Raw genomic sequence first — 16,818 nt, 5'->3', positions numbered from 1 at the left:
CGGAGGTAGGACATGCCCGCGAACCTGACAGCCCCCGGCGTCTATATCGAAGAGATCCCGAGCGGAGTGCGCACGATCATCGGCGTCTCCACCTCGGTCACCGCGTTCATCGGACGGGCGCGCCGCGGACCCATGAACCGGGCGACGCGGGTGACGAGCTTCGGCGAGTTCGATCGCACCTTCGGCGGCCTGTGGAACCAGAGCGATCTGGGCCATGTGGTCAGCCACTTCTTTCAGAACGGCGGGCGTGAGGCGATCATCGTGCGCGTCCACACGGGCGCGTCCGCATCGACGGGCGCGGTGCCCGGCGACATGGTGCTCACGGCGACGGCCGCGGCCACCGCGCTGCCGGACTTTCACCACCTGCGCGTGGCCGTGACGCACGGAGGCACGGCGAACGACTACTCGCTGCAGATCACCGCGGTGGACGCCGCGGGCGCCGCCCTGGAGGACGCGGGAGCCGTGGCCTACCGGGTGACGATCCCGCTGAGCCTCGCGAGCAACCCCACCGCTGCCATCGCCGGCGCCGTGACGGGCACAGCCCCGCCGATCGCGCTGGCGCAGCTGTCGAGCCCACCCCCGGCTGCGCGCCCGGGCGTCACGACGGGCGTGGACGGCACGGGGAACACCGTGCGCTTGCCGATCCCGGGCGCGCTCTCGTTCGCCGCGGCCAACCCGGGGACGTGGGGCGATCACGTCCACGTCACGATCACGCCCACCGGCTCCACGTTCACCCTGCAAGCGCAGCTCATCGACGTGACCGGACGCGAGCTGGAGGGCGAGATCTACTACGGCCTCGTCCCCACCCCCGGGGCGCTCACGTACGTCGGCGATGTGCTCGAGAGCCGCTCTGCCCTGCTCCGGCTGACGGCCGCGCCGACCGCCGTTCCCGCCGTGGCTTCCAGCGCGACCCTCGGGGGCGGCTCGGACGGCACGCCGCCGGACATCAGCGCCTACGAGGGCAGCGAGGCGGACCGCACCGGGCTGTATGCGCTCGACGAGATCGACGTGGTGAACCTGCTCTGCGTCCCGTTTCCCGCAGAGGACGCGACGGTGATCGACGAGCCGGATCGCGCCGGGTTCTGGAGCGGCAAGGCGCTGCCGTGGTGCCGCGCGCGCGGCGCGTTCGCCGTGATCGATCCGCCGCCGTCGTGGTCGACCTTCGACGCCGTGAGCCAGGACCTCGCGAACGCCGCGGGGTGGATGAGCAACCTGCAGTCGCCGCATGGCGCGCAGTACTTTCCGAACGTCCGCGTGGCGGATCCGCTCCAGGAAAACAGGCTGCGCACGTTCCCGCCGAGCGGCGTGATCGCCGGCGTGTTCGCGCGCACCGACGGGACGCGCGGCGTGTGGAAGGCGCCCGCGGGCCTCGAGGCCACGCTCGCCGGCGTGCTCGATCTGTCGCGAGGCCTCACGGACGGCGAGCAGGGCACGCTCAACCGCGAGGGCGTCAACTGCCTGCGCGCGTTCGCGGGGGCGGGCCGCGTGGCGTGGGGCGCGCGCACGCTCGTGGGCCAGGACCGCGCCGCCTCGGAGTGGAAATACGTGCCCGTGCGGCGCCTCGCGAGCTACCTCCAGCAGACGCTGCTGCGCGGCACCCGCTGGGCCGTGTTCGAGGGCAACGACGAGCCGCTCTGGTCGCAGCTCCGGCTCAACATCGGGGCTTTCATGCACCAGCTCTTCCGCCAGGGCGCATTCGCCGGTCGCACGCCTTCGGAAGCCTATTTCGTGAGGTGCAACGCCGACACCACGACCCAGGCCGACATCGACGCCGGGATCGTCAATGTGATCATCGGGTTCGCGCCAGTGAAGCCCGCCGAGTTCGTCGTCATCAAGCTGCAGCAAATCGCCGGTCAGAGCACATAGGAGGAGATGATGCCTGCCTTCACGGTCAACACGCAGCGCTTCGACCCGTACAAGAACTTCAAGTTTCGCGTGAAGTGGGATGGCAGGTACGTGGCGGGCGTGAGCAAGGTGAGCGCGCTCAAGCGCACGACGGACGTGGTGGAGCACCGCAGCGGAGGCGACCCGTCGAGCGCACACAAGTCGCCGGGGCAGACCAAGTGGGAAGCGATCACGCTCGAGCGTGGCGTCACGCACGATCCGGCCTTCGAGCAGTGGGCCGCGAAGGTCTGGCGTCTGGGCGCGGGCCTCGGCGCGGAGGTGTCGCTCGCGGACTTCCGCAAGGACCTCCTCATCGAGGTCTACAACGAGGCCGGCCAGGTCGTGCTTGCGTACAAGGTCTACCGGTGCTGGGTCTCGGAGTACCAGGCATTGCCGGAGCTCGACGCGAGCGCCAACGCGATCGCGATCCAGTCCCTCAAGCTGGAGCACGAGGGGTGGGAGCGCGACGTCTCGGTGGTCGAGCCGACCGAGCCGACGCTGTCCGATGGCTGAGCTCCTGCCGCTGCGACCGGCCGCGGTGCTCGCCGCCTGGGAAGAAGGCCTCTCTCAGGGCAGCGTGGAGCGGGCCCTCACGCTGCTCGCGCTGGCCCTGCCGGGCGTGGCGCGCGACGAGATGGCCGATCTCTCCATCGGGCAGCGTGATGCGCTGCTCCTGGAGCTGCGCGCACGGAGCTTCGGTCCTGTCGCGCCCTGCGTGGTGCGTTGCCCGAGCTGCCAAGAGACCCTGGAGTTCCCCGTCCAGCTCCCGGCGCTTCGCGTGCCGGCCCCCGCCGCCGCCGAGGGGGTCGTGACGTTCGGGGATCTTCGCCTGCGCGTGCGGTCCGCCACGAGCCGCGACCTCCTGGCGAGCGCCTGCGCGGCGGATCCGGTGCTGGCGCTGCTCGAGCGGTGCGTGACCGCGGAGCACGCCGCCGCGGGCGACCCCGCGGCCGTGCCGGCGGAGGCGGCCGAGCTCGTGGCGGCCGAGATGGCGCGGCTCGACCCCCAGGCGGACGTGCGCTTCGATCTGTCGTGCGCGGCGTGCGGCGCGGCGTGGACGACCGTGTTCGACGTGGTGGCCTACCTCTGGCGCGAGATCGAGTCCGAAGCGCAGCGCCTGCTGGCCGAGGTCGACGCTCTGGCGCGCGCGTACTGCTGGTCCGAGCTCGCGATCCTCGAGATGTCGCGGCCGCGGCGTCTGGCCTATCTCCGGCTTGCAGGTGCGGCGTGAACTTCCTGGAGTCGCTCGCGGGGCGCGCGCGAGAGACCGTGGCGGTCGTGGAGCCGCCGCGCGTGCCGTTCGTGAACGTGTTCCCGGACGGCGGGCTCGGGGTGCAGAACGACGAGGGGGTACGCCGTGCAGCGCCGGGGATCGCGATCGAGCGTCCTCCGAGCGAGCCGACGCTCCCACGCGCCGCGCGCTCGGCCGGCCGGGAGGAGCAGGCCGTGGCGGCAGCGCCCGCGGAGCCGCGCTCGATGGACGTGCGGCTGCGCGGGAGCCCCGCCGCCCCGGCGCCGGTGCCCGCGCCCTCCGAGCCGCGGGCGCCGCGGGTCGAGCGCGTGATCGAGCAGCACGTCGTGCGCGCCGAGCACGACGGGCGGGAGCGGGCGGGGATCGCTCCTCTGCTGCCCGCGCGCGAAGAGGAGCCGCGCATCGTGCGCGAAGAGCGGTGGCTCCGTGAGGTCCATGAGACGGAGCAGCACGTCACGGAGCGGCGCACCGAGCGCGTGGTGGAGCGCGCCACGGCGCCCGTGAAGGTGCCTCCGATCATGGCTGCGCCTGCTCCGCCGCCGCGGGGTGCGCGCCCGGAGCTCGCCCCGTCGCCTCGGCCGGCGCCCGTGCCGCTCCCACCCGGACCCAGCAGGCGCGCGCTCCAGGAGGAGGCAGCTGCGCCGACGGGGCCCGCGGCCCCGCCGCCTCCGGTCCATGTCTCGATCGGTCGCATCGTGGTTCGCGTGCAGGCGCCGCCCGTGGCGTCGCGGACCGAGGTCACCCGTCCTGCTCCCCCGGCGCTCGGCCTGGAGGCGTACACGGCAGGGCAGCGCCGCGGAGAGCGTCGATGAGCAACTCCCTCGCCATCGCCACGGTCACAGGGACACTCGTGAACCGCGTGCAGGCCCTGATCAACAGCGTCGGGCTCACCGGCTACGACGCCTCGTCCGATCACCCCAAGACCGACCCGTCGCCGGGCGTATACCTGTCGCTCTACCACCTCGCGCCGAACCCCGCGCTGCGGAACCTCGATCTGCCCACGCGGCGCTCCAGCGGCGAGCCGAGCCAGCGCCCCGTGCTCGCGCTCAGCCTGCGCTACCTGTTCTCGTTCGTCGGCGACGCGGCGCTCTTCGAAGCGGAGCGGCTCGCGGGCCTGGTGCTCGCCGACCTGCATGCGCGGCCAGTGCTGACCCCCGACGAGATCACGACGTACCTCGGCACGCTCGGCGCGGGCCACTACCTGCTCTCGTCCGACCTCGGGCGTCAGATCGAGCGCGTCAAGCTCGCGCCGCTCAACCTGGACACGGAGGAGCTCTCGCGCGTCTGGGGGCTCTACAACCAGAGCTTCTTCGCGCTGTCGATGGCGTGGGAGGCCACCGCGGTCCTGCTCGACGGGGCGGTCGAGCCCAGGGCAGCGCTGCCGGTGGCCACCACCGGGCTCGCGGTGCGGCCCGCCATCACGCCCGCGCTGACCCGTCTGTACGAGGCGTCGAGCCGGCAGCCCGTGGCCGGCGTGAACGACGAGCTGGTGATCGAGGGAACCGGCCTGCTCGGCGAGGTCTCGCGTGTCTTCATCGGCGCGGCGAGCGTGGGCGTCGGCGCCGCGGATCTGCACGGCGGCGCGCTGCGCGTGAGCCTGTCGACCGTGACCGGGCTGCTCCCCGGCGTGCACGCGGTGGTGGTCGAACACCAGGTGCACGTGCCGGGCGCGGCCGGGCCGGGGCTGCGCCCCGGCGGCGCGTCGAACCCGCTCGCCTTGATGGTACGGCCCACGCTCGGCGCGATGTCGTCGTCCGTCGTCGCGCTCTCGCACCGGCGCGTGCGGGTCGCCGTCACGCCGCTCCCTTCGGCCGATCAGTCCGTGGAGCTCGCGCTGGAATCGACCACGGGGCCGGAGCGGCGCAGCAGCCGCAAGTTCACGATCGACGCCGCCGACGTCGTGTTCGACGTGGCCGATCTGCCGAACGGGACGTGGCGCGTGCGCGTGTCGATCGACGGCGCGGACAGCCTGCCCACGATGACCGCCGGCGTGTACACCGGCCCCACGCTGACCGTGCCATGAAGCCAGCGCAGGCGGCGGTCGGCCCATCCAGCTCGCTCTCGGCCTCGCTCGCCGCCACGCGCGCGTGCATCGAGCGCGCGAGCAACGCCGGCCCTCCGCCCGCGCTGCCCGAGCCGCCGGCCGGCTCGCCGCTCGCGGCGCTGCGCGATCGCTTCAGCCTCTCCGCGTTCGATCTCGCGGTGATCGCGTGCGCTGCTGCGGTCGAGCTCGTGCCGGGCCTCGGCAAGAGCTGCGGCGCCGCGCTCGGGGATCCGGCGCGCCACGCGCTGACGATCGCGCTCTGCATCGCTCGGCTCCCGGGCGCGCGCTGGGACGCGTTCTCGCCGAACGGACCGCTCTGCCGCTTCCGCCTCGTGCGCCTGGGAGAGGGCGACGTGTTCACGGGGCGCTCCGTCACGTTGCCTGAGCCCGTGCTGCACTTCCTGCTGGGCGCGCCGGGGCGCGACGAACGCCTGGAGGCGCGGCTCCGGGACGTGACACCAGGCTGCGCGCTCCCGCCTTCCCGCCTGGCCGTGGCCAGCACCATCGACAAGACCCTGCGCGGTCCCGACGCGCCGCACGTGCAGCTCGTGGTCGCGAGCGCCGAGGAGGCGCGGCCGCTCTTCGCCGCGGTTGCGGCCGAGCAAGGCCGAGCGCTGTGGGAGCTGCCGGCGTGGGCGCTGCCCGACCCGCCCGAGGAGCGCGTCGACCTGCTCTGGACGTGCGCGCGCGACGCGCGCCTCTGCGGCGCGCTGGTGCTGCTCGACGTCGCGAGCGCCGGCGATCCGGCGCACGCCCGCGCCGCCGTCGATTTCGCGACCCGAGCGCCGGACCCGCTCCTGCTCTGCGGGCCTGAGGTCGTACGGCCGAAGGGGCGTCGCGTCTTCAGCGCGTCGCTGCCGCGCTTGCCCCACGAGGAGGTCAAGGACCTCTGGCAACGGGCGCTGAACGGCGCCGCGGGCGCGGACGACCTCGACATCGCGGGGCTCGCCGCGCGCTTTCAGCTGAGCCCCGACGGCATCGCCTCGGCCGCGACGAGCCTCGCGCACCGCCCGGACGGCGAGGCGCCGGGCCGCGCGGTGTGGCGCGCGTGCAGGCTGCTCTCCCGCGCGCGCCTCGACGATCTCGCGCAGCGCATCGAGCCGGACGCGGACTGGGATCGGCTGATCCTCCCGCCCGAGGAGGTCCGGACCCTGCGCGCGATCGAGGCGCAGGTGCGCCACCGCGCGCGCGTGTTCCACCAGTGGGGCTTCTCCCGCCAGGGGGAGCGCGGCAGCGGCACCGCGGCGATCTTCTCGGGACCGAGCGGTACCGGCAAGACGATGGCGGCGGAGGTGCTCGCCGGCGCGCTCGAGCTCGATCTCTACCGGATCGATCTGTCCTCGGTGGTGAGCAAGTACATCGGGGAGACCGAGAAGAACCTGCGCCGCGTGTTCGACGCGGCCGAGGAGGGCGGCGCGATCCTGCTGTTCGACGAGGCGGATGCGCTCTTCGGCAAGCGCACCGAGGTCAAGGACAGCCACGATCGGCACGCCAATATCGAGGTAAGCTACCTGCTCCAGCGCATGGAGAGCTACCAGGGCCTCGCGATCCTCACGACCAATCTCCGCAAGAACATCGACGACGCGTTCCTGCGGAGGATCCAGTTCGTGGTGGAGTTCCCGTTCCCGGACGTCTCCCAGCGAGAGCGGATCTGGCGAGCGATCTTCCCTCCGCAAACGCCGATCGACGGCGTGGATCCGCGCACGCTCGCGCGCCTCGCCGTGGCCGGCGGCAACATCAAGAACATCGCGCGCAACGCGGCGTACCTCGCGGCGGCCCAGGACCGGCCCGTGGGCATGCAGCACCTGCTCGAGGCCACACGCCTCGAATACACGAAGCTGGGGCAGCCGCTCACGCCCACCGAGATCCGCGGGTGGCTATCATGAGGCCGCAGGCGGTGGAGCTGCACATCGGCGAGCTGGAGCTCGCCGGCCTCGACCCCGCGGGGCGCTTCGACGTGGCGCGGGGCCTCGAGGGCGAGCTCGCCCGGCTGCTCGCGACCGAGGGGGTACCGGCGGGCCTGCTCGCGGGCCGGGCCGTGGTCCCGGAGCTCGTCCTCGATCCCGGGGCCGCGGCGGTCCCGCTGGAGCTCGGGCGCGCCGTGGCCCGCGCTCTCTATGAGGGCTGGCGATGAGGACCCACGCGGCGAGGCACACGCGCGACGCGCGGCGTGACAAACGTCGCGATGGCCCGCGAGCGCGGTCGGCCGGTCCCGATCGCGGGCTGTCCGAGCAGGACAGCCTGCTGGATCATCTGGACCTCGACCCCGGCGCCGCGGTCCCGCAGGTCTCCCCGCTCGCCGAGAGCTGGTCGCAGGTCACGGCCGCGCCCGAGATCGCGCTGCCGCATCGCGAGGAGCTCTCCGCGCTGTTCGGCCGCGATCTGGATCACCTGCAGGTGTTCGCGGGCCCGGAGGCCCGGACCCTGCTCGACTCCCTCGGGGCCGAGGCGGCGACGCGCGGCGAGCAGATCCTCCTGCCGGGACCGGACGCGCCGCTCGAGACCGTCGCGCACGAGGTCGCGCACGCGCTCCAAGGCGGCGGTGCGCTCGAGCAGGATCAGTGGCCCGGTGTGCTCGGCGAGAGCCACGAGGCCGAGGCGCGCGCGGACGCTGCGGCCGCGCACGCGGCACAGGGCGCGGAGGTCCCGAGCGATCTGCTGGCGTCGCTGGATATGCGGCGCGGCTTCGTGGCGCTGCGCAAGGCCGGTCGAGCGCCCGTCCGGCCGCAGGCAGCTGCGGAAGGCGCGGAGGGCGCGGACGAGATCGAGGTGGACGATCCGCCGGCAGCGCACGAAGCGCCGCGCGCTCGGGCGCAGCCGCAGGGAGCCGCGCGCGGCGGCGGAGGCGGCACGGCCCAGCGGCGCCCCCGTGCCCGCAGGGAGGCGCCTCCGCAGAACGAGGCGCGTGAGCCGCCTGCGCCCGGTGCCCAGCAGGCGCCGGCCCAGGAGCCGGCCGAGGGCGAAGGCGGCGCCACGGACCGTGAAGGGCCCGGAGCGCAGCGCGAATCCGCGCTCGAGCCAGGTCCGGATCGCCAGGCCGAGATACGCGAGTCCCTGCGCGCGGGACAGGAGACCTGGGACGGTGCGAGCGCCACCGCGGGCGAGCACGAGGTGTCCGTGTGCCCGCGCAGCGGCGTGCAGCCGGGCCAGCACCCGTTCGCGCGCGGCCCACCGGTCGAGGTGCCCCGCGTCACGAACGAAGCGCCGGCGGCGGCCGCGGAGGCCGAGAGCGTGGACGAGGAGAGCCACCTCCGGGACGCGACGCGAGAGCTGGACGCGCAGGTCGCGCGAGGGCCGCCGTCCGCGGACGGAGCGCGCTCGACCGAGGCGGAGCAGGCCCGCGAGGTGCGCGAGATCGAGCGGAGCGTCGCGGCCGAAGAGGCGCCGGAGGCGCCGGAGACACCGCAGGTCTCCCTCACCGGGGACGCGGATCCCGGTCAGATCGACACGCGGCAGCGCGAGCTCGACGGCGAGGTCCGCGCCAGCGAAGCGACCGCCCGGGATCGCACCAGAGAAGACTTCGGCGAAGGGCGGCTCGCTCCGGCGAGCGATCCCACCGTGGGCCACGACAGCCAGCTGGAGCAGCTCCAGATCCCCGACGTGCGGCTCGAGGAGGGGCTGCCCCGCGAGCGGCTCGATCGGGTCGCGACCGACGCGAACGCCGGCCAGATGCCGCTCGATCAGGTGCTCGTCGCGCGCGACGAGGACATGCAGCAGTTCCGCGCCACGACCGAGATGCAGGCCGATACGCGCCGGCAGGTCGACGGGCACGTGCACCAGAGCGAGCGCACCGTCGAGCAGATGTGCGCGCGGGCGTGCGCTCAGCGCGATCGGCAAGCCGCGGACGCGCGCTCGGGCGTCGACACGCGGCGGGGCCGGTGGCGCGACGAGACGGACCGGCACGTGCGCAGCCGCCGCACCGAGAGCGAGACGCTCGTGCGCACGCGCGGAGCGCACATCCGCCGCGTGCGCACCGACGCGGACGGGCGCGCAAGCCGGCGCATGCGCACCGCGCGCACCGAGGCGAGCCGCCGCTTCCGGGAGGGGCGCGACCGCGCGAGCAACAAGACCCGCGAGGGGCACGACAGGAGCTGGTGGCAGCGCGGCATCGACTGGTTCCGCCAGCAGCTCGACCGGCTCCGGACGTGGATCCGGGATTTCATCGCCGCGCTCCGCCGCGCGGTCCACGCCTTCCTCGAGGCCGCGCGCTCGGCGGCGCACGCGATCGTCGAGGCCGGCCACCGCGCGATCACCGCCACGATCCAGACCACGAGGCGCGCGCTCGACGTGATCGCGGACAACCTTCCAGGCGAGCTCGGCGAGATCGCGCGCGAGTGGCGCGACGACGCGCACCGCTTCCTCGATGACGTGCAGGCTCGCGTCGATCAGACCGCGGAGGACCTGCACCGCTCGATCGACACGCACATCGACGGGCTCGAGGAGCGTATCGATCGCTCGCTCGACGCGCTGGAGCAGGGCCTGCTCGGCGCCGTCGACTTCCTCGACGAGGCCCTCGAGAGCGGCCCTCTCATGGCGATCCTGAGGCGCGTCTTTCCAAGCCTCGCGGATCTGGTCGACGAAGGGCTGGACGGGCTCGCAGAGCGGGCGGCCGATCGCGTGAACACATGGCTGGAGTCCGCGGTCGAGAGCACCGGCATCGGGAGCCTCACCCAGTGGCTCCAGGACCTGCACGAGCAGAACGTGTGCAGCGAGGAGGGCGCCGAGGCGGCCGAGGAGCGATCCTGCGCGGCGTTCGAGGCCTTGCTCCAGCGGGCGCTCGGCTGGTTCGACGGCCTGCTCGCGAGCCCGGCCGCGCGCTCGATCCAGTCGCGCCTGCAGCAGAGCCGCGATCAGGCGGCCGAGGAGCAGGTGAGCTCGGTCGAGAGCTTCCTTGGCTTCCTCCAGCGGTTCGCCCAGCCCATCTACCGCGCCTGGCAGGCCGTCGAGAGCGCGGCCGGCAGCGTGATGGAGGTGCTCGGTGACGTGGGCCGGACCGTGTGGCGGCACGTCGCGGAGTTCCTCGGCATCGACCCGAACATCGATCCGCTCACCGCGCTCCGGAACGGCATCCAGAGCGTGTGGGACAGCGTGGTCGAGGCCGTCCGGCCGCTCGTTGATGGCATTCGCACTGCGTGGCGCTGGCTCCGCGAGAACAGCCCCATCGGCGCGATCATCGATTTCTTCGGTCGCCTCCCGGAGGCGTGGCGCGCGCTCACCGACTTCGTCGGCCGCATCGGCGACGGCATTGCGTCCGCGCTCGCGACCGCTGCGGAGTTCTTCCGCAACACCGTGATCGGCGCGCTCCAGGGCGTATTGCAGGCGGTGAGCGGCGTCCTGCGCCGGGTCGTCGATGTCGCCGCAGCGTTCGCTGACGGCGTGCTCGGCGCGCTGGAGAGCCTTTTGTCGTGGGAAGCGGGTATTGCCCTGCTCGACGCCCTCGTGGGGGTCGTGCAGGCGGTCTTCGCGCCCATCGTGGCTGGCCTGCGCCTGCTCGCCGACTGCGCGGTCTTCTTCTGGCGCAAGATCGCGGACGCCGTCGGCGATCTCCTGAGCTGGCTCCGCACGCTCGCGGACATCGCCGTCGGCATCGTCATGGCGCTGGCGGCGCCGCCGCTCTCGTTCATCACGTTCTTCGCGGGCGCGGTGTGGCTCTACATCGTCCCGCAGTGCTTCAAGGCGCCGCTCCTCAACTTCTTCCTCGACGTCTGCATACGACTGCTGCGCTTCTTGCCCGAGCCGGCCGATTTTCTCCTGGCGGCCGTGTACAACGGCGCGCTCTCGTTCCTAGAGACCATCCGCGCCTCACCCGACGAGCAGAAGGTGCGCGCGATCGACCTGTTCGCCAGCATCTTCGCGGGCAACGCGGAGCTCGCCGCCGGCTTCGCGGTAGGCCTGCTCAAGGGCGTGTGGGAGAGCACGGGCGGCACGATCGTCTTCCTCGTTCAAGCGGTCGCGTGGCTCGTCATGCTGCCGGTCCGCCTGGTCCAGTGGGCGGTGGGTCTCGCCACCGGCACGACCGAAGAGGACGGGGTGAGCCCCGGCGGCGCGGCCGGTGAGGAGTCCGCTTCGGAGGGCGGGGGCGAGGGCGAGGGCCCCGAAGAGGCCATCGACGAGGGCGGGACCGCGCTGCGCCGCGCGCGCGATCCACCGGGCCTGCGCGCGGCCGAGGAGCGAACGCCGGGCGAGCCAGCGCGGCAGGAAGACTCGTTGCCTGCGGACGGCGCTGCAGCTGGAGGGGCGGGCGCCGGCGGTGCGGGCCCGGAGCGATCCGCCGAGGCGACGCCGCAGCCCGCCGCGCCCTCGGCCACGGCCGAGGAGGCGGCGCGTGCCCGCGCAGAGCCCGAGAGCCCCGCAGAGCGGGCCGAGGAAGCGGAGGGGGCGGTCGGTCCGAGCACCGACGAGGAAGAGGAGAGCGAACAGGACGGCCAGGACGAGGACGACGAGATCGAGGACGTCGACGAGGCCGAGGCCGGCGAGGAGGAAGGTGGCGAGCTGGGCGGCGATGAGGCCGACGAGGGCGCGGCGACCGGCGCGTCCGAGGCGCCGCCCCAGGTCCGCACGCCGCCGGGGAGGCCCGCGGCCGCAGCGGCCGGCGGCCGCGTCGCGACGCCGCCTCTTGGCTCGGCGCGGTCACCTGGGGAGCGCCTCGCGCCGCCGGCGTCGGTCGCAGGACAGCTCCCCGCCACGGTTGACGCGGCCGCGGCCGCACCTCCGGAGGAGATCCCCGGCGAACCCGCGTCCGAAGAAGACGAGAGCGACGGCGAGACCTCCGGCGAGCGGGAGGAAGGCGCCGAGGGGGCGACCGGCGGGGAAGGGGAGACCGGCGCGGAGGGACCAGGTGAGGAAGCGCCCGCGGCGCCCGATCTCCCATCGGTCGGGGAGTTCTTCCGCCAGCTCGCGACCGAGGGCTTCACGCGCGAGGACGTGCGCGGTCTGCTCGACGGCATCCGTGCGGCGTCGCGCGGCCTCGTGCGCTCGCTCGCGCAGAGCGCTGCGCGATCGCTCCTCGATGCGCTCAACGCCCGCGGCGCCGCGTACCAGATCGGCGAGGCCATGGGCACGATCGCCGGCATGGTCATCGTGGAGGTCGTGCTGGCCATCTTCACGGGCGGCGGCAGCACGGCCGTCACGGCGGCGAAGGCGATCCTTCAGGGAAGCCGCGGCGTGGCGCGCCTTGCGAGCGTGGTGTCTCGATTGCGGCGCGCGGTGCAGCCGTTGTTCGAGATGATCAACCGGCTTCGCCGCTCGGCGCAGGGGTTGCTCTCACGCGTGATGGGGTGGCTCGACAACGTGGTTCAATGGATGCAGCGCACGCTGCGCCGCTTCCTCGGCCGCGGTCCGCACGTGCCCACGCCGCGGCCGCGCGCGCCCACACCGCGGCCGCGTGGGCCGAGGCCTGCGGGGCCGCGGAGAGCGGGAGCGCCGCGAAGAGGGACGGGGCCGCGAAGAGGGGCGGGGCCGCGAAGGGGCGCCGGACCGCGCAGGGGAACGGGGCCGCGTCGAGGGACGGGGCCGCGCAGGGGCGCCGGACCGCGCAGGGGCGCCGGACCGCGCAGGGGCGCCGGACCGCGCAGGGGCGCCGGACCGCGCAGAGGCGCGGGGCGTGGGCGCGGAAGAGGGCGCGGCCGCGGCAGGGGCCGCGCCCGCGGGAGAGGGCGCGGCCGCGGCCGTGGTCGCAGGGGACGGCAACGCCGGCGTCGCAGGCGGCGTGATCGCCGCGGCATCGCAGGTCGCGTGCGAATCGCGGCGGCTGCCGGGTGGCGCGCGGTGGTGGGCGTCGCGCGCCAGCAGGTGGTCCCGCGCGAGGCCGTGCTCGGTCCTGCGCGGGCTGCCGCGCGCGGGGCAGCGCCGGGCATCTCCATCCGCGTCGCGGCGCGACACCTGCCGGGCCTTCCCATGTGGACTCTCCGCGTTACCGGACGGCGGGGCCGCAAGCGGGCGAGCGTCAGCCGAGGCCGAGGTTGGTATGGCCGGAACAATGCGCGCCAGCCGCGCTACTCCGCTGCACGCGATCAGACGCTCCGCCATCGCCGCGTGATCGAAACCCTCGATCAACGGCTGACGCGACGCGCCGAGGTGATCCTGCGCAACGAGCCGGACCCGGCTGTGATCCAGGAACGGCTCGCACCCACGGCGACTCGCTTCGCGGGCGCACCCAGCCCTCGGCCTCTCACCGGAGTCTCACTCGACCTGACCCCGGATCGGGGTGACTTGAACGCTCAGCGAACCCGGTTGACGTGGCGGTACGCGCTCGGTCCGAACATGACCCGAGGAAGCATCCGGGTCGCGATCGTCCCGACCTACACGCTGGGCCGCACCCGCGATCTCACGCACTACCTGGTCCGGACGGCGCGCCCGCGCATCAACAATCTCGGGCCCTACGAGCTCTCGGCGCGGCGTATCACGCAGACACAGCGATTCGTCTACGCGCCCGATCCGGCGGTGTGGGCAGCGGCCGCGTACGAGGCCGAGCGCTGGCGCGCCTGTCGCGAGGCGGTGCTCTACGTGCCCGAGCGGCGGCAATGGAACACGGATCAGAGGCGCTTCGTCGCGAGCCCCGGCGAGCAGGCGCTCGCGAACCGGCGGGCGCGGTCCATGCGCAATGAGGTCGTCAACCTGAGCCGGGCCGACACGCGCCGAGGGATCGTCGAACAGCTCATGTCCTACCGGGATGCCCGCGCTCCTCGGCCCCTCCGTAGCGTCAGCACGGAGGAGGGCTATGGGGGCCGGTGGCTCTACCTGAGCACGACCGGCCCCATGGCCGGCACCGTGCAGCGCGGCGCAGGCCGCGGGCACGCCGTCGAGCGACACGTCCTGGGAACCGGGGAAGGGATCCAGGATGAGCGTGACCTGGCGCGCCGTGCGGCGTTCGGGGAGATCGTGGTCAGGATGCGGATCGTCGCCGCGGGCGGCGCTCGAAACGCGAGCGCCTTCGCGTCGCTGCGCGACGCCAACATCGCGCTCCGCGCCGCAGCGGGCGAGATCCGCATCCTCTGGAACGATCTTCGGACGGCGCTCGCCCGGCGCGTCCTCGATCTGGGCAACCTCGCCTGGGACGTGACGACGCCTCCGGTGAACGCCGTCAAGGCCCGCCGGACACAGGGAGGCGTCTTCCCGGCGGCCCAGCGCCCCCGTTACCTGCGCTGGCGGTTCGTGGGGGCCCGCCCTGCACAGGCAGGGACGCGCCCCATTCACGGCGGTGACGTCGGATCACCGGAGTGGACGGGCTGGGCAGCCCGGCAGCCGGCGGGCGCCGGAGCACCGCAGCCCACGGCGCCGCTCACCGACGTCACGTATCACAATGCCACCCGTGCCAAGCTCGTGCTCCGGCCGACGAGCAGCGCGGGCGCCAGCGGCTGGTTCGTCTACACGCTCTACCCCGAGGTCTAGGCAGGCCGCCGGGCAGCCTGGCTGAAGAGCACCCGCTCGTTGCGCTCGCACCCAGGCTGAAGCAGGCTCTCGGGCGCACGCCCATGAGCCGGACTGCCCTCGATCGATTCCTCCGGATCGCCGCAGGCGCACCGTCCGAGAAGCGGTGGTCGCAGCTGTTCGCCCTGGTGGGTGAGTGGCCGGGGGAAGCCCGCGCCGCGGAGAAATGGACCGATCGCGCGGACACCGCGCTCGCCTCGTGGCCCGATGCGTCTCGTGTCGCTGTAATGAGCGAGGAGGAGCAGAGCGAGCCCGAAATGTGGATGTGGGGCGTCGCTCCCGACATCGGCCCGGCCCCCTGGTTACGGCTCGTGCGCACCCTCTGGACGTCGGTCGCCGAGGTGCTCGCCGCGCCCCCCGGCGGTGGATGGGAGCAGTCCGGTTTCGGCGCCGTGCGGCGCTTCCACCTGCGAGACAAGCTGTCTTCGTTCGGCGAGGCGGCGCGGGCGACGGCTCGTCTGCCCGCTCTCGCGGCGCTCAATCTGTCCTCCGCGATCCTCTTCCCGCCGACGCCAAGCACCGTGCGCGCCGGCTGGGTGGATCTCCTACAGGCAGCGGCGAACAGCCATGTCGTCGATCTGAACGTCGCCCGTATGCCACTCGATCCGGCGATGATTGGCCAGCTCGTCGGGTCGCAGGCGGCCCGGGGTCTCGCGGCGCTGAACGTCTCGGAGTCCCGCACGCCGTTCGGCGACGAAGCCGCGTCCGTGCTCGCCAGGTGGCCTGCCGGCGCGTCCATCGAGGCATTGTGGCTCGCTCGGGACGGGTTGACGGACCGTGGAGCGACGCATCTGTGGGAGTGCGGCGCGCTCGACTCCCTTCGTGTCTTGGGCTTGAACGGCAACGGCCTGACAGGTGCGTCCTTCGCGGCCCTCGCGAGCAGAGAGAGAGCAGCGTTGATCGAGCTCGATCTCCGGGGCAACCAGATCTCCGACAGCGCCGTCGAGGTCCTCTTCCGAGCGTCGCTCCCGGCGCTCCGGAGCCTCCGCCTGGAGAACAATCGGCTGACGACCGCGGGCGTCCGGCGGGTCCTGGCCTGGGCGGCGACGAAGCCTGCGCTCGTCTGCACGGTCAAGCCGCTCCATTGAAGGGACTGCCGGGCAGGCTCCGGCGGTCACCCGGCAGCCCCCGGGGAGGGTAGGTGGCACCTTCGGGAGCCTGGCGACCAGGCCCGCGGAAGTCACCCGAGATTCTACCGACCACGCCCCGGACGGCTCGCCTTTACCCCCGCCCCCTGCCCGTGGTCTACTCCGTCCCCGGAGGAGCTTCCGTGTCCGCTTTCCCCGGCACGCCACGCACGTTGAAAGGGGCGCTCGTGGCCATCGATCCGCTCGGCGGGCAGCCGACGGTCGTGCTCTTCCAGTACAACCCGCACACGCTCACGCGCCAGCTCGAGGCGCGCGGCGCGGACGGCGGGCCCGCGGCCACGAGCTACACGGGCGCGCCGGTCGAGACCATCAACGTCGAGGTCGAGCTCGACGCGACCGACGGCCTGGAGACGCAGGACCCGCTCGCCGTATCGCTCGGCATCCACCCGCAGCTCGCGGCGCTGGAGAAGCTCGTGTACCCGCCCTCGGCGCGCATCATCGCCAACACGGTGCTCGCGGCGTTCGGCAGCATCGAGGTCGTGCCGCCGCAGGGGCCGCTCATTCTGTTCATCTGGGGGCCGAAGCGCGTGCTCCCGGTCAGCGTCAAGCAGTTCTCCATTGTCGAGGAGGCGCACGATCCTCAGCTCAACCCGATTCGCGCGCGCGTGTCGCTGGGGCTGCGCGTGCTTTCCACCGACGATCTCGGTCCCATGCACCCGGGGCACGCCCTGTTCCTCGCCCACCAGGTCGCGAAGGAGGTCATGGCCGGCCTCGCCTCGGTGACGAGCACAGCCAGCGCGCTCAGCGCCTCGTGAGGTAACCCATGGTCGATCCCACCAGCCGTTACGCCGCTGCCAGCCAGGCCCCGCTCCTCTGGGCCGACGCCACGGGGCGCGAGATCCGCTATCTCCCGCGCAGGTTCCTCGCGCCGGTCGACGCGTTCGAGATCCTCGCCGAGGTGAGGGTGCAGGGCGGCGAGCGCCTCGACCACATCGCCGCCCGGACGCTGGGCTCCGCCGAGGCGTGGTGGCGGGTCGCCGACGCCAACGAGGCCCTCGATCCCGCCACGCTCACCGCCGAGCCGGGCGCGCACCTGCGCGTGCCCGTGCCGCGACCGTAAA

Annotated in this window: 11 protein-coding genes; all 11 read left to right on the top strand. The window is 73.4% G+C overall.

Translation table 11 applies throughout. From position 1 onward, the window contains the following. The first annotated feature begins 12 nt into the window (after window positions 1-12). The 11 genes from ACSRUE_RS37875 to ACSRUE_RS37825 all read left to right on the top strand — a co-directional run bounded on the left by ACSRUE_RS37875 (window position 13) and on the right by ACSRUE_RS37825 (window position 16,817). Window positions 13-1,866 carry a phage tail sheath family protein gene (locus ACSRUE_RS37875; RefSeq protein WP_441287826.1) on the top strand — a complete coding sequence of 618 codons (1,854 nt, stop codon included), beginning with the start codon at window positions 13-15 and terminating at the stop codon, window positions 1,864-1,866. A gap of 9 nt (window positions 1,867-1,875) precedes the next feature. Beyond that, window positions 1,876-2,397 carry a phage tail protein gene (locus ACSRUE_RS37870; protein ID WP_437769871.1) on the top strand — a complete coding sequence of 174 codons (522 nt, stop codon included), beginning with the start codon at window positions 1,876-1,878 and terminating at the stop codon, window positions 2,395-2,397. Further along, window positions 2,390-3,115 (top strand): phage baseplate protein, encoded by a 726-nt coding sequence (locus tag ACSRUE_RS37865; RefSeq protein WP_441287825.1) that lies wholly within the window; start codon window positions 2,390-2,392, stop codon window positions 3,113-3,115. The genes ACSRUE_RS37870 and ACSRUE_RS37865 overlap by 8 nt, the downstream gene beginning before the upstream one ends. After that, on the top strand, window positions 3,112-3,948 hold the full coding sequence (locus ACSRUE_RS37860; RefSeq protein WP_441287824.1) for a hypothetical protein: 837 nt from the start codon (window positions 3,112-3,114) through the stop codon (window positions 3,946-3,948). Before ACSRUE_RS37865 ends, ACSRUE_RS37860 begins: the two co-directional genes overlap by 4 nt. Then, window positions 3,945-5,159, top strand: a complete 1,215-nt coding sequence (locus ACSRUE_RS37855; protein ID WP_441287823.1) for a DUF4255 domain-containing protein — start codon at window positions 3,945-3,947, stop codon at window positions 5,157-5,159. Before ACSRUE_RS37860 ends, ACSRUE_RS37855 begins: the two co-directional genes overlap by 4 nt. Further along, the gene (locus tag ACSRUE_RS37850; RefSeq protein WP_441287822.1) at window positions 5,156-7,066 is read left to right on the top strand and encodes an ATP-binding protein; all 1,911 of its coding nucleotides are present in this window, start codon (window positions 5,156-5,158) and stop codon (window positions 7,064-7,066) included. The genes ACSRUE_RS37855 and ACSRUE_RS37850 overlap by 4 nt, the downstream gene beginning before the upstream one ends. Next, the gene (locus ACSRUE_RS37845) at window positions 7,063-7,314 is read left to right on the top strand and encodes a hypothetical protein (protein ID WP_437768985.1); all 252 of its coding nucleotides are present in this window, start codon (window positions 7,063-7,065) and stop codon (window positions 7,312-7,314) included. Before ACSRUE_RS37850 ends, ACSRUE_RS37845 begins: the two co-directional genes overlap by 4 nt. After that, window positions 7,311-14,570 (top strand): eCIS core domain-containing protein, encoded by a 7,260-nt coding sequence (locus ACSRUE_RS37840; RefSeq protein WP_441287821.1) that lies wholly within the window; start codon window positions 7,311-7,313, stop codon window positions 14,568-14,570. Before ACSRUE_RS37845 ends, ACSRUE_RS37840 begins: the two co-directional genes overlap by 4 nt. An 83-nt stretch (window positions 14,571-14,653) precedes the next feature. Next, entirely contained in the window at window positions 14,654-15,697 is a 1,044-nt protein-coding gene (locus ACSRUE_RS37835; protein ID WP_441287820.1) for a hypothetical protein, read from the top strand. Between the two features lie 182 nt (window positions 15,698-15,879). Then, entirely contained in the window at window positions 15,880-16,512 is a 633-nt protein-coding gene (locus tag ACSRUE_RS37830) for a hypothetical protein (protein ID WP_437768982.1), read from the top strand. A gap of 8 nt (window positions 16,513-16,520) precedes the next feature. Then, window positions 16,521-16,817, top strand: a complete 297-nt coding sequence (locus ACSRUE_RS37825; protein ID WP_441287819.1) for a hypothetical protein — start codon at window positions 16,521-16,523, stop codon at window positions 16,815-16,817. Window position 16,818: the final 1 nt, after the last annotated feature.

It is taken from the genome of Sorangium sp. KYC3313, assembly GCF_052075895.1.
In the GTDB taxonomy this organism is placed as follows: Bacteria; Myxococcota_A; Polyangia; order Polyangiales; family Polyangiaceae; genus Sorangium; species Sorangium cellulosum_B.
Note: the sequence above shows the minus strand (reverse complement) of the source record. Positions and strands in the feature narration are given on the sequence as shown.